General features: G+C 39.4%; 10 protein-coding genes. 6 read left to right on the top strand and 4 right to left on the bottom strand.

Annotation, left to right across the window (positions count from 1 at the left end; translation table 11 throughout):
* Window positions 1-94 precede the first annotated feature (94 nt).
* From M2408_RS24660 to M2408_RS24645, 4 genes are all read right to left on the bottom strand, one after another.
* Window positions 95-1420 (bottom strand): OmpA family protein, encoded by a 1326-nt coding sequence (locus tag M2408_RS24660; protein ID WP_259187238.1) that lies wholly within the window; start codon window positions 1418-1420, stop codon window positions 95-97.
* Window positions 1421-1564: 144 nt separating this feature from the next.
* Window positions 1565-2902 (bottom strand): OmpA family protein, encoded by a 1338-nt coding sequence (locus M2408_RS24655; protein ID WP_259187237.1) that lies wholly within the window; start codon window positions 2900-2902, stop codon window positions 1565-1567.
* A 90-nt stretch (window positions 2903-2992) separates the two neighbouring features.
* A complete protein-coding gene (locus M2408_RS24650) occupies window positions 2993-3835 on the bottom strand; it encodes a universal stress protein (RefSeq protein WP_259187236.1) in 843 nt (280 codons plus the stop codon).
* A gap of 13 nt (window positions 3836-3848) precedes the next feature.
* On the bottom strand, window positions 3849-4697 hold the full coding sequence (locus M2408_RS24645) for a universal stress protein (RefSeq protein WP_259187235.1): 849 nt from the start codon (window positions 4695-4697) through the stop codon (window positions 3849-3851).
* A 412-nt stretch (window positions 4698-5109) separates the two neighbouring features.
* On the opposite strand from M2408_RS24645, the gene alaS reads away from it, so the two are divergent.
* From alaS to M2408_RS24615, 6 genes are all read left to right on the top strand, one after another.
* Window positions 5110-7725, top strand: a complete 2616-nt coding sequence (gene alaS / locus M2408_RS24640) for an alanine--tRNA ligase (RefSeq protein ID WP_259187234.1) — start codon at window positions 5110-5112, stop codon at window positions 7723-7725.
* 265 nt (window positions 7726-7990) lie between these two features.
* The gene (locus tag M2408_RS24635; RefSeq protein ID WP_259187233.1) at window positions 7991-9088 is read left to right on the top strand and encodes a TlpA disulfide reductase family protein; all 1098 of its coding nucleotides are present in this window, start codon (window positions 7991-7993) and stop codon (window positions 9086-9088) included.
* 102 nt (window positions 9089-9190) lie between these two features.
* Complete coding sequence (locus tag M2408_RS24630; RefSeq protein WP_120259941.1) at window positions 9191-9886, top strand: response regulator transcription factor; 696 nt, start codon at window positions 9191-9193, stop codon at window positions 9884-9886.
* 370 nt (window positions 9887-10256) lie between these two features.
* A complete protein-coding gene (locus M2408_RS24625; protein ID WP_259187232.1) occupies window positions 10257-11594 on the top strand; it encodes a dihydroorotase in 1338 nt (445 codons plus the stop codon).
* An 11-nt stretch (window positions 11595-11605) separates the two neighbouring features.
* Complete coding sequence (locus tag M2408_RS24620) at window positions 11606-12661, top strand: LD-carboxypeptidase (RefSeq protein WP_259187231.1); 1056 nt, start codon at window positions 11606-11608, stop codon at window positions 12659-12661.
* Window position 12662: 1 nt separating this feature from the next.
* The gene (locus M2408_RS24615; RefSeq protein ID WP_259187230.1) at window positions 12663-14066 is read left to right on the top strand and encodes a M14 family zinc carboxypeptidase; all 1404 of its coding nucleotides are present in this window, start codon (window positions 12663-12665) and stop codon (window positions 14064-14066) included.
* Window positions 14067-14163 lie beyond the last annotated feature (97 nt).

The following is a 14163-nucleotide window of genomic DNA, read 5'->3' as shown; positions in this document are numbered from 1 at the left end:
CCTTGTAGGCTTATGTAACTCTACTGTAAATCCACAAAAAAAGGCATCACTCTTAAGTGATGCCTTTTGGTTTGTATAGATCGAATAATATCGATTAATAAAGTGTGAACTCTACACGACGGTTTTGTTGACGACCAGCAGCATTCTTATTAGATGCAATTGGTTGGTCAGGGCCGTAACCAGTAGCTTCGATACGTGAAGCGTTAGCGCCTTGAGATACTAAATAAGCCTTCACTGACTCAGCACGTTCTTTTGATAAACGCATGTTCAATTCACGTGAACCTGTGTTATCTGTGTGACCAGCTAATTTTAAGCTAAAGTTTTTCTCGATCAACAATGCCGCAACCTTATTTAATGTTGCATATGAAGTAGGACGGATAGTTGCTTTGCTCAAATCGAATTCTAGGTTTTTGATCGCATCAGCAACAACTTTTTTGTCTGCTTCTGTAACAACAACTTTTTCTACGATTTTAGTTTCGTTTTTAACAACAATTGGACAACCTGATCCATCTACCTGTACACCAGAAGGAGTACCCGGACATTTGTCGTATTTGTTGGCTACACCATCACCATCATCATCTTTTAAATCACTGTTCAATCCATCCAATTGACTTTGTAAAGCTTGATTTTTTGCATTAAGAGCATCATTTTGAGCTTTTAAATCATCGTATTTTACAGTATAGTCATTTACAAGTGTTGCTACCGGATTTGAGTTGTTCAATGCTGGCTTGCTACCACTTCCCAAAGCAAATTCTAGACCACCGTGGATATAAGTGAACAGGTCATTCTTGTATTGGCCTCCTTGGATACCATCAAAGTTTTGGTTAACCCAATTCAACTGGTAACCCAATTCGAAGTTAATACCCTTAGCAACTGCAAATTTGAAACCCATATCTAATGGTACATAGATTTTAGAGATACCATCCGCTTCTACCGAAGTAGAACCCGTAGTTAAGGTTGTTTTGCTGTTCATGACACCCACCCCGATTGATGCGTAAGGTTTGATAAAGCTATTGAAAAATCTCCAGTTGGTATTCGCTGCTAGGAATTCTCCAGATAAAGCTGCCGACCAAGGTGTTTTTGCTTCGAATGATTGTGAACCATCTTTGAAAGCACCACCTGTTTTGCCACCGAAGTAAGTTGCCTTAATTCCAAAAGAAGGAGAAATTTGCTTTTTGATGTAAGCACTATAACCTAGGTTCCATGCCAAATCATCATATCCTTCACGATTGAAACCCGCGATGTTGGTTTGGTTTGTTACACCTGCGCCGATACCGATAGACCAAGTTCTGTATTGCGTAGCTGAACCAAAAGGAGTAGTTCCTTCTATCGATGCCACCTTTGCAGTTTGAGCAAAAGCGGAATTGGCGAATAAGCCTGCAGTTGCAAAAGCAAGTGCTAATTGTAAATTTAGTTTCATAGAATTTGTTTGTATAAACCGAGGCAAAAGTAATAGGTTAAAAATTAAATTCCTAATCGGTTTGTAGTTTAAATATGACAAAAGGGTAAATAAAATGGTATTTTACTGAAAAATACCATTTTATTACGTGTAATTTATTAGCTATTAATAAAGTGTAAATTCTACACGGCGGTTTTGTTGACGACCAGCAGCATTTTTATTGGATGCAATTGGTTGGTCAGGACCATAACCTGTCGCTTCGATACGTGATGCGTTAGCGCCTTGAGATACCAAGTAAGCTTTTACTGACTCAGCACGTTCTTTAGATAAACGCATATTTAATTCGCGTGAACCTGTATTATCGGTGTGACCAGCTAATTTCAAGCTAAAGTTTTTCTCGATCAACAATGCTGCAACTTTGTTTAATGTTGCATATGAAGTAGGGCGGATGGTTGCTTTCCCTAGATCGAATTCTAAGTTTTTAATCGCATCAGCAACAACTTTTCTGTCGGCTTCCGTAACAACAACTTTCTCTACAACTCTAGTTTCGTTTTTAACAATAATTGGACAACCTGATCCATCTACCTGTACTCCGGAAGGTGTGCCTGGGCATTTGTCGTATTTGTTTGCAACACCGTCACCGTCATCATCTTTCAGATCACTGCTAATTCCATCCAATTGACCTTGTAAAGCTTGATTTTTTGCATTAAGAGCGTCATTTTGAGCTTTTAAATCATCATATTTTACAGTGTAATCATTTACAAGCGTAGCTACCGGATTTGAGTTGCTCAATGCGGGTTTGCTACCACTACCCAAAGCGAACTCTAGACCTGCGTGAGCATAGGTGAATAAGTCATTCTTATATTGCTGAGTTGGTCCAACTTTATTGTCAAATCGTTGATTTGCCCAGTTCAATTGGTAGCCCAATTCGAAGTTAATGCCTTTGGCAACTGCAAATTTCAAACCGAAGTCCGCTGGGACAAAGATCTTGGAATATGAATCACCGTATTCGCCTTTGGTTCCTCCTGCAATTGCTGCTGTCTCTGCATTCATTACACCCACACCAATTGAGGCGTAAGGTTTAATGAAACTATTGAAAAACCGCCAGTTTGTATTGGCTGCTATAAACTCACCGGATAAAGCAACTGACCATGGTGTCTTTGTTTCAAAGCCTACTTGTTTATCACTGGCTTCATATCCTGAGGTCTTTCCGCCAAAGTAAGTTGCCTTGATTCCGAATGAAGGGGAGATTTGTTTTTTGATATAGGCACTGTAACCTAAGTTCCAGTCCAACTTGTCATAACCTCCATTATTGAATTTAGCAATGTTTTGCAAGCTCGTTACACCGGCGCCTACACCGATAGACCAAGTCCTGTATTGTGTTGCCGGACCAAATGGGGTAGTGCCTTCAATTGATGACTGCTTTGCGCTTTGGGCAAAGGATGCGGTCGAGATGATTCCTGCCGCTACTAGTAATCCTGATTTTTTAAGGCTAATTTTCATAATGTGTTTTTGTAAAATTTTCTACTATAAAATTCTTGTTAAATTAACTCATTGACTACTCTTGCAATAAATTTGCCAAAAATTATTTGGTCAGCTTACTCGACCGAAAAAATTTGGTACCTCAATTTCAAAAGCCATGTGCTTAACAATATTCTCAGTAAAAATGTTTTGAAAAAAAGTTTTCCTACTTTTTGTAATCAAAATCACATCAATATCTTCATCTCGAATAATCGTATGTATACCATTTGCAATATTCTCCCTTGAGCCGGCAAAATAGCTTGGTGCTTTAACGATATAAGAGATGTCTTCTATACCAGTCTCCGCTATAATCTGTTCAATCCACTTTTCAAGTTTTGATCCTAAAATGTTGATTTCTAGTTCATTTTTGTTGATATGGATGAGTTGTAAATGAAAATATTTTCCATATAATGGGATTGCCTGTTTGAGGACTTCCAGCTCACCAGGTTTAAAATTTGTAAGCAGTGCGATGTTGTCTTTTTTTAATTTTACGGCATTTTTGGGGATCGCTAATACGGGGATTTTTGACTCTTTAATGACGTCATAAGTATTGCTTCCGATCAGTACAGATTCAAGTCCTGTGACTCCTTTTGTACCCATAATGACCGTCTGGTAGTTTTCTTTTATCTCCTGTTTTTCCAATGATTCGGCTAAAATTCCATTCGTAAATAGGGTCGAAATTTTTATCGAAGGATATTTTTGTAGAAGTTCAGCGACAAGTTTCTCCATCTTACCACGGGCGTCCTCTTCGGTAGGGTCTATTAAATGCTTCGCATTTGCGAATTTGTTTATATGTGAAGTGAAGGAGTGGAAGAGTGTAATTTCATCATGTGTTTCCTGAGCGATCTGAGCTGCATAGTTTGCTGCGACTTCCGCATTTTCGGAAAAATCTACGGGTATTAATAATCTAGACATAGCGATATATTTATTATGCTTTGGTAAAAAATATGGGAACTAAAGGGTGGCTAAATAATGCTTTTGCCACTGATCTAGTGAAAGTACGTTCAAAAAAGGATTTTCTTGAACGTGTTACGAGTAATATCTTGATTTTTTCGGTATGTATCATTTCATTGATTACTTCAGGGACAGTGTCCAGGTCCTCAATGTCGCCTTGTATCGAGTCAACTTCGATGGCTATGTTCGTCACACCAATATATTTTTTGATTTTATATTTCCATACTTCCAATTTATCTTCTATCCGGTTTTCCGAAGAATGATCATAATGGACATGCATCAGCTTTAATTCAAAATCTTTACCCATTATATTGACGAAATCCTGGACAGTCTGTACTTCTTCTTCTTTGAAGTTGGATAATAAACCAACCTTGTCAACGTGCTCAAAGGATGCTTCTGTTGGAATGGCCAAAACAGGTATTTTTGCTTTTTTGCTAATGACGTAAGTTGTGCTGCCAATAAGTTGGCTATCATCATTGGTAATACCTTTTGTGCCCATGATGACAAAGTCAAAACGATCAGGTGTGGCCATTTCAGGGAGAGTTTCCGTGATCATGCCACGTTCGCACTGGGTTGTCACATCAAGAGTGGCATGTGTCGATTTTATCTGCTCTGAAAGATTTTTAATAAGGACATCAGCTTTAAATATGGGGCTTCGCTTTCCAATTGAATCAGTTTCTTCCTCAAATACAGCCGAAGCAGAGGTATAATTATGATAAAGGTGGATGCTGTAGCCTTTTTGAATAGCTAGATCCACAGCATAATTTACCGCGTTGTTAGAATGAGCCGAAAAATCTACCGGTAGTAGAATGTTTTTTTTCATCTGTTTAAATTTGTTTGTTTAGTTGTGATGAAGCCATCAAATTTATTTTTCTTAATTTTTTAGAGCCCTCTTTCCCTATCAAATGTAATAAAACAAACGCAATTGTGAATGACTATCAGTCAAAATGTTTTTATTGTTTAACGTATTAAAACTGATCCTGATGGTACAAAGTTGGCTAACATTTAATGCTTTTAAAATGTTGCATTTAATGCATATTTGTGATTACGGTCATCCCGAAAATAGGACAATCCTGTCTGTCTGAATCTTATGTCCTGATTTTTTTGTTTGAAAAGTCAGTTGACGATGAAAACTGGGCATTATTAAAATCATTGTGTCATGGTTATTATCTCGTATTCTACATTGCATAACAGACCAATTTTGAGTAAGTTTGCACATATTTTTAGATAATTAAATGACAAGTAGAGAAATTCGTCAAGCCTTTTTAGACTTTTTTAAAAGCAAGGGGCATCAGATAGTACCTTCAGCACCAGTAGTTGTAAAAAATGATCCTACATTGATGTTTACCAATGCGGGGATGAACCAGTTCAAGGATTTATTCTTGGGGGAAGCGCCGATTAAATTTCCACGTGTTGCAGATACGCAGCGTTGTCTGCGTGTTTCAGGTAAGCATAACGATTTAGAGGAAGTTGGTATTGATACTTACCACCACACCTTATTTGAGATGTTGGGAAACTGGAGCTTTGGGGATTACTTTAAGAAGGAAGCTATTGCTTGGGCTTGGGAGCTATTGACCGAAGTATATAAACTTGACAAAGATCGTTTATACGTTACTATTTTTGAGGGCGACGCGAGTGAAGGTTTGGACCGGGATATGGAAGCGTTTGATTTCTGGAAACAGTGGATAGCTGAAGATCGTATCTTGCTTGGTAATAAAAAGGATAATTTCTGGGAAATGGGAGAGACTGGTCCTTGTGGCCCTTGTTCTGAAATCCATTTTGATATGCGTAGTGCAGAAGAACGTGCGCAGGTTGCAGGACAAAGCTTAGTTAATGCAGACCATCCGCAGGTGATTGAAATCTGGAACTTGGTCTTTATGCAATTCAATCGCTTGAAAGACGGATCACTCCAGTCGTTACCAGCTAAACATGTGGACACAGGTATGGGCTTTGAGCGTCTTGTCAGATGCATTCAAGGTAAAACCTCAAATTATGATACGGATGTCTTTACGCCAACTATTGATTTTATTGCAGAGAAATCGGGGATAAAATATGGTTTGGATGAGAAGACTGACATTGCGATGCGTGTGGTATCTGATCATATCCGTGCGGTAAGTTTTGCGATAGCAGATGGACAATTACCCTCTAATAACAAAGCTGGATACGTAATCCGCCGCATTTTACGTCGAGCGGTACGTTATGCTTATACATTTTTAGGATTCAAAACACCATTTATTCATGAGCTTGTTCCAGTTTTGGCGGCACAATTCAGTGGTGTATTTGATGAACTGATCCAACAACAGGATTTTGTTCAGAAAGTAATCTTAGAGGAAGAAGTATCATTTTTAAGAACCTTGTCCACTGGGGTACAGCGTTTTGAAAATTACGTGGAAGATCATAGCGTTATTAATGGTGATTTTGCATTTGAACTATACGATACATACGGCTTTCCTATTGATTTAACAGAATTGTTAGCACGAGAGAAGGGATTGTCTGTTGACATGGAGGGCTTCAAACAGGCGCTTCAGGTTCAAAAAGATCGTTCCCGTGCGGCAACAGCAATTGACACCGGTGACTGGATTCTTGTCAATGAGGATGAGGGGTTTGAATTTGTTGGTTATGATACCTTGACCGCAAAAACAGAAATCGTAAAATACCGTAAAGTTGTCGCAAAAAATAAAGAGCAGTATCAATTGGTTCTTTCCGTCAGTCCGTTTTATGCTGAAGGGGGAGGCCAGGTCGGTGATTCCGGTGAATTGATTTCAGAGGAAACAGGCGAAAAGATCTACATTACGGATACGAAAAAGGAAAATGGAATTTTCGTTCATTTTGCCAATAAGTTGCCATTGGATCTGAATGGGACTTTTATCGCGGAGGTTGACGGTACCAAAAGATTGGATACAGAGAATAATCACTCTGCAACACACTTATTGCATGCTGCACTAAAACAGGTCTTAGGTACGCACGTGAATCAAAAAGGTTCATTGGTCAATGCTGATATCTTACGTTTTGATATTTCTCATTTTGCAAAGATGAGCGAGGATGAGATCAAACAGGTAGAGGATATCGTGAATGCTAAAATTCGGGAGAATATCCCGTTGAAAGAAGAACGGAATGTACCTTACCAGCAGGCTTTGGATTCAGGTGTGACAGCTTTGTTTGGTGAGAAATATGGTGATTTTGTGCGTGTGATTACTTTTGAGGATAAATTCTCCAAAGAACTATGTGGTGGTACACATGTGAAAGCGACGGGGCAGATCGGATTCTTTAAGATTGTTTCTGAGTCAGCTGTTGCAGCAGGGGTGCGTCGTATTGAGGCGATTACAGGAACTCGCTCAGCGGCGGTAATTCGTGAGCATTTTGAATTGGTACAGCATCTAAAAGAACTGATGAATAGTCCGAAGGACTTTGTGTCTGCTTTGGGTAAGATCATTGACGAAAATGGAGCGCTGAAAAAAGAAATTGAAAAAAGCATTACAGAAAAATCTTTAGCATTGAAATCGGATCTGGAAGCGAAGATCGAGCAGGTTGGCGATATCAACTTCTTGTCGACGTTGGTGGATCTGCCGAATGCAGAAGCGGTTAAAACCTTAGCTTATGCGCTGAAGGGAGCTGTCAATAATTTATTTTTGGTTATTGGAGCGGAATTCGATGGAAAGCCAAGTTTGACAGTCGTAATTTCGGATGATTTAGCAAAAGAAAAAGGTTTAAATGCCAGTAATATTGTTCGTGATTTGGCAAAAGATATCCAAGGTGGTGGAGGGGGGCAACCTTTCTTTGCGACAGCGGGGGGTAAAAACTCAGCGGGATTAAAAACAGCCATTGAACGGGCGAAGGAATTTTTAAGTTAAATTTGAGTATTTAGACCGGAGACTTAGGATGCTTGTTGAATAGACTTCAAACGTAGTGGACGTCTCCTCTAGAATTCTACTATATGAAACTATCCTATTTATTCAAACCGAGTGTAACGAGTTCACTAATTCTGTTGAAGAGCAAATTGTGAATGAAGAATCACAGGGGGGCATAAATAGGATAGTTTCTTCACTTTAAAAGGAAACCGAGTGCAAGACATTTATATTATAGATGAACCTATGGCGCTCACAAAACTATATACAGATGAAAAAGGCAATTTTTTTAGTAGTTGGTGTGGTTGGATTGATGTTTGGTTGCCAGAATAAAGAGCAGTTTACCATCGAAGGAAATATAGAAAATCCTGGTAATATAAAAGTTGTCTCCTTGTATGAGGGGGATACCAAGCTGGATTCCATGTTTTTTGGTGATAATAACAAATTTCAGTTTGTTCGTCAAGCTAGTCAATCGAGATTGTTGTCGCTACGTGTCGGTAAAAATCGCTATGACCTAATTACTTCTCCGGGTGAGACAATTTCATTTAAAGCAGATTTGCATAAGGATGTTAATGATTATCTCGTTGAAGGGTCTGAATTGTCGAAAACGATCCAGCCATTTGCTAAGGAACGAAATCATCGCGATTATGTGCAAGATTCTCTGCAGGGTGTCTTTTCCAAATTAACAGCAAATTCAACTGCTGATGAAATAGAAAAACTTCGTGCAGAATATAAGGCCAAATTTGCGAATGAACTTCGCGACTATACCAACAAGGCTGTCGATTTTTCCGCTAAAAATAATGATCTGGCTGGATTTTATGCCATCTCAACCTTGGATCCTGAAGTAGCAGAGGCAGAAATTATTGCTTATGCAGATAAAATTAAAAACGAATTCACGGAAAATAGATATGTGACTCAATTTAAGGAGGAAACCCAAAAGCTGAAGAAAATGGCCATTGGTCAACCTGCACCGGAGTTGACGTCATTTACGCCTTCTAATAAAGAGGTGAAGTTGTCTAGTTTTAAAGGAAAATATACTTTGGTTGACTTTTGGGCTTCCTGGTGTATGCCTTGTCGTCAGGAAAATCCGAATCTTGTCAAGTTATATAATGCTTATCATACCAAAGGTTTTGATATCCTGTCTGTTTCATTTGACGATAACCCGGGCTCATGGATGCGGGCTATTGCGGATGACAAGTTGGCTTGGACACATGTGTCTGATTTAAAGGCTTGGAGTTCACCGATAGTAATAGACTACCGTGTCAAGGCATTGCCCACTTCTTATATTCTCGATCCAAATGGTATTATCATTGCAAAGAATCTGCGTGGCGAAGAGCTAGCTGATTTTTTGAAGAAAACAATTAAGTAATCAATGTGTTATTGTTAATTGAAATATTACTTAATAATTTGGTAACATTAGATTAACTGATTGTTATCATTTTGTTTATATTTTAGCAGAAAAATAAGACAAATGAGTTCTTCGAAACAAAAGATTTTAATTGTTGATGACGAAAAAGATATCTTGGATTTAATTGCATTCAACTTAAATCGTGAAGGTTATCAGGTCTCTACAGCGCAAAATGGGGAAGAGGCAATACAAGTTGCCAAGCAAGTAAACCCCGATCTGATCATCTTAGATGTGATGATGCCTAGGATGGACGGTATTGAAGCTTGTCGCATCATGCGTGCTATGCCTGAATTCAAAAGTACCTTTATGGTGTTTTTGACAGCCAGAAGCGAAGAATATTCAGAAATTGCCGGATTTCATGTTGGAGCGGATGACTATATCGCTAAGCCAATTAAGCCCCGAGCGCTGATGAGTCGTATTAATGCGATCTTAAGAAGAAACGCATCGGAGGAGTCTGATTCAAACGCACAGGATAAAATCGAGATAGCTGATCTGGTTATTGATAGAGATTCTTTCTTAGTTTACAAAGGAGAGCAAAAGATTGTGCTTGCCAAGAAAGAGTTTGAATTGCTTTACTTGTTAGCTTCCAAACCAAATAAAGTTTTCACAAGAGAGCAGATTTTAAAAAGTATTTGGGAAGACTCGGTGGTTGTCACCAATCGGACAATCGATGTGCATATCCGTAAGCTCCGTGAAAAAATAGGCGACGATTACGTCACTACAGTAAAAGGAGTAGGTTACAAATTTGATAAAGAATAAAAAAAAGAGGCTTAGGCCTGTCTTGGTCGGAAGAAAAATCTTCCGACTTTTTTATTTATATAAAACCTATTTTTTATTGATTCGTTTTTTAATAAGGTCTCAATGAGTTCCCTATGTAGGGTTTATAGGCCATAATGAATCTTCATTCGATTTTTAGAGCTGTTGGTCTCTTGTGAATGCATAAAGGTTTTATCTCCAGCCTGGATTTTTGCCTCGTTGAACAAAAGTTGTTGCACGATCATTCGAACGTGCATAAGGATAAGCTTGATCTATTTTTTGTCTTCTATATTGGGGAACTCTTTGACCGGATAACTTGATATCACGGTAACAAATCTTTACTTTTGAAAGATAGCAACGTAAAAAGATCAACATGTCATCTATTCTTATAAAATCTGCACAACTTGTTAACGAAGGTAAAGTTGAGACTGCTGATGTATATATCAGTAATGGTCGAATCGAAATGATCGCACAGGAGATAAATCATCCTGCGGATCAGGAAATCAATGCCGAGGGACTACATCTGTTTCCGGGATTAATTGATGACCAGGTTCATTTTAGAGAACCGGGGTTAACCTATAAAGCGGATATATGGCATGAAAGTCGTGCTGCGGTAGCAGGTGGGACCACCTCCTTTATGGAGATGCCAAATACAGTTCCCAATACCCTGACGCAGGAATTGCTCCAGGATAAATATGATATTGCAGGAAAGAACGCATTAGCCAATTATTCATTCTTTATGGGAGCGGCCAACGATAACTTAGATGAGGTATTGAAAACCAATCCACGCGATGTCTGCGGTATAAAGGTATTTATGGGATCATCCACTGGGAATATGCTGGTGGATAATGAAAAAGCTTTGGAAGGCATATTTGCTAATTCGCCTACATTGATCGCGACACACTGTGAGGACGAAGCAACAATCAAGGCTAATCTGGCGATATTTAAGGAACAATATGGTGAAGACGGATTGAAGATTGAAATGCATCCGTTGATCCGCTCCGCTGAGGCTTGTTATTTGTCTTCATCCAAGGCTGTGGAATTGGCCAAAAAGCATGATACAAGATTACATATTTTACATATATCAACAGCAAGAGAGATTGAACTATTCCGGAATGATATCCCATTAAAGGATAAGAAAATCACTGCTGAAGCTTGTATCCATCACTTATGGTTTTCTGATCAGGATTACGTAACAAAGGGGAATTTTATCAAGTGGAATCCGGCTGTTAAGACGGCCAATGATCGTGACCATATTCTTAAAGCTGTATTGGATGGACATATTGATGTGATAGCGACAGATCATGCCCCACATACTATAGAGGAAAAAACACAGCGATATGCATCGGCTCCTAGCGGTGGCCCCTTGGTTCAACATGCTTTACAAGCATTATTGGATATGGTCAAAGCAGGTAAAATAACCTTGGAACAATTGGTTCAAAAGTCAGCACATAATACAGCCACACTATTTCAGATTGAAGATCGTGGCTATATCCGTGAAGGCTATTGGGCGGATCTGGTACTCGTGGATCTGAATAAGCCATATACAGTTTCCAAAGAAAATATCCTTTCTAAATGCGGATGGTCCCCATTTGAAGGACACACGTTTAGTTCAACCATTGAACATACCATTGTATCTGGTAAAGTCGCATTTTCTAAAGGACAAATTATTGAGAAAGGTGCTGGTGAGCGTTTGTTGTTCAACCGATAAGTTGTCATAATATGGAAAAAAGGGCTTTTATTAAATCAATTGCTTTGGGCACATTGGCCATTCCGGTATTGGGAGCTGGGCACGCCACAGAAGTCGCAGTGGAGTTTGCAGGGGCGGCTACTTTGCTGGCAAAGAAGCTATACCCAGGGGATGCAATAGGCTTGATAACTCCAGCAGGTGTATTGGACGATGAGGAATCGATCATTATCGCACGCGAGATCTTTGAAACATTGGGTTTTAAAGTGAAGGAGGGAAAACATATCCGTAGCCGTTACGGTAATTTGGCGGGGACAGATCAGGAACGTATTGCTGATATACATGATATGTTTGCTGATAAGGCTGTCAAAGCAATAGTCTGCATAAGGGGAGGTTCGGGAACTTCCCGTCTTTTGGACAGACTTGATTATAAGATGATTGCTCAAAATCCTAAGATTTTGTTGGGATATTCTGATATAACTGCGTTAATCTTGGCTTTGTATGCGAAAACTGGACTTGTTACTTTCCATGGTGCGGTTGGTATAAGCACTTGGACAAAGAAGCTGGCCGAGGCCTTTAATGCACAATTTGTAGCGAATAAGCCTACGGTATTTGAAAATCCCAAATCGAAGGGGGATAATATTGTACAGACTAAAGACCGGATAGCTACAATCTCCCCAGGTGTTGCAGAAGGGGTGTTGCTGGGCGGAAATATGACCGTATTGACGGGCTTATGTGGGACTCCTTATTTACCAGGCTTTAAAGATAAGATACTTTTTATTGAGGAGGTCGATGAAGATATGGAACGCGTCGACCGGATGTTTTGCCAGTTGAAAAATGCAGGGATATTGGCTGTGATCAAGGGTTTTGTTTTTGGGAAATGTACCAATTGTAAACCGTCAGGAGGCTATGGTTCTGTGACATTGGATCAGCTATTCAATGATTATATTAAACCCTTAAATGTGCCTGCTTATAGTGGAGCTATCATTGGGCATATTGCGGAGCAATTTATCCTTCCGGTAGGTGCAAAGGTGAGAATGGATGCGTCAAAAGGAACGATTACCTTACTTGAGGCAGCCCTAAAAGATTAACATGAATTTAGTGAAAGACGATTTTATCAAAGCCTTTTCTTTATATAAAGAAAAGGCTTTGCAGCATAGACGATTTAAGCATGCTGATATCTTGCCACTTTTGCAAGGAAAAGAGGTCAGTAAGCAATTTACTGTTGAAAAGATCGGACGGTCAGTGGAGGATCGTTCAATTTTTAGATTGAAATATGGACAAGGGCCGATAAAGGTTTTGTTATGGTCGCAGATGCATGGGGACGAACCTACGGCAACAATGGCGCTATTTGATCTGTTTAATTTTTTTAATGGGGAGTCGGATGGCTTTGATACCTTTCGAAAGGAGATCGCAGAGAAACTGACCTTATATTTTATTCCGATGTTGAATCCTGACGGCGCGGAGCGTTATCAGCGGAGAACGGCCATGGATGTGGACATGAATCGCGATGCACGTGCAGTCGCTACTATGGAAGGGGCTTTGTTGAAAGCGCAAGCGATGTTGTTGAAACCAGATTTTGCTTTTAATCTTCATAATCAGAATAATTACTATAATATTCCAGGTACCGCCACCCCAGTAACAATTTCCTTGCTGGCCCCGGCATACGACTATGCGAGAAGTGTTAATACGGTTAGGGCAGATGCCATGCGGGTAATTGTGGGAATCAATAAGATATTACAGGAATTTATCCCGAATGCTGTGGCGAAATATGACGACGAGCATACCCCACGTGGTTTCGGAGACAATTTCCAAAAATGGGGTGCCAGCACCATTCTGATTGAATCAGGAGCCTATGCCGGTGATACTGAGAAGCTGGAGGTTCGAAAATATAATTTCATTGCGCTATTACAGGCCTTTCTGGAAATCGCTGCGGGATCTTATTCGGAACATGATATCGCTGATTATAACGCGATTCCTTTTAATGATGAAAAGCTCCATGATCTTCTGATCCGAAACCTATCTATCGAAAAAAATGGTAAGAAGATGCTGGTGGATATGGCTATTCGGCAAAATGAAAAAACTGTGGTAGATGACTATTATGTGGAGGGAGTGATCGAAGATATAGGCGATCTGCGGGACTTTTATGGATATACCGACCTTGATGTCAAAGGACTCCAATTTATTCCCGCAAAATTGTATTCAGACCGGATCTTTTCATTAGTGGAATTAACGTTGCCAACTATAGGTGATTTGCTGAAACAGGGCTTTGCGGCAATAATGATTTCCGATATGACTGAAGATGCAAAGGTGCATACTTTTCCAATTCAGCTCATGAGGGATGCTAATTTTCAAGGCGCAGTGAGGCCCATTATAGGGGAACACGCTGACTTTTTTATTGGATCTGAAAGTGAAATACGATACGCGTTGATCAATGGTTACTTGATTGATTTCATGTTACCATTGGATCTTAATATGAAAAATAAGATGAAATAGCATATTCTTGATACGGATGACATGATTTACGATTTATGCCCATAATGTTTTTTTACATTATGGGCATTTTAGTCTTTGCAAAACTAAGGATGTATTT

This window comes from Sphingobacterium sp. BIGb0165, assembly GCF_024810095.1.
Taxonomy (GTDB): domain Bacteria; phylum Bacteroidota; class Bacteroidia; order Sphingobacteriales; family Sphingobacteriaceae; genus Sphingobacterium; species Sphingobacterium detergens.
The sequence above is the reverse complement of the archived record's forward strand: the minus strand, read 5'-3'. Positions and strand labels throughout refer to the sequence as shown.

Bases quoted from the DNA above. Each gene is read 5' to 3' on its own strand.
- M2408_RS24630 (WP_120259941.1), top strand. From the start codon at position 9,191: ATGAGTTCTTCGAAACAAAAGATTTTAATTGTTGATGACGAAAAAGAT.
- M2408_RS24615 (WP_259187230.1), top strand. From the start codon at position 12,663: ATGAATTTAGTGAAAGACGATTTTATCAAAGCCTTTTCTTTATATAAA.
- M2408_RS24620 (WP_259187231.1), top strand. From the start codon at position 11,606: ATGGAAAAAAGGGCTTTTATTAAATCAATTGCTTTGGGCACATTGGCC.
- M2408_RS24660 (WP_259187238.1), bottom strand. From the start codon at position 1,420: ATGAAACTAAATTTACAATTAGCACTTGCTTTTGCAACTGCAGGCTTA.
- M2408_RS24645 (WP_259187235.1), bottom strand. From the start codon at position 4,697: ATGAAAAAAAACATTCTACTACCGGTAGATTTTTCGGCTCATTCTAAC.
- M2408_RS24655 (WP_259187237.1), bottom strand. From the start codon at position 2,902: ATGAAAATTAGCCTTAAAAAATCAGGATTACTAGTAGCGGCAGGAATC.
- M2408_RS24650 (WP_259187236.1), bottom strand. From the start codon at position 3,835: ATGTCTAGATTATTAATACCCGTAGATTTTTCCGAAAATGCGGAAGTC.
- alaS (WP_259187234.1), top strand. From the start codon at position 5,110: ATGACAAGTAGAGAAATTCGTCAAGCCTTTTTAGACTTTTTTAAAAGC.
- M2408_RS24635 (WP_259187233.1), top strand. From the start codon at position 7,991: ATGAAAAAGGCAATTTTTTTAGTAGTTGGTGTGGTTGGATTGATGTTT.
- M2408_RS24625 (WP_259187232.1), top strand. From the start codon at position 10,257: ATGTCATCTATTCTTATAAAATCTGCACAACTTGTTAACGAAGGTAAA.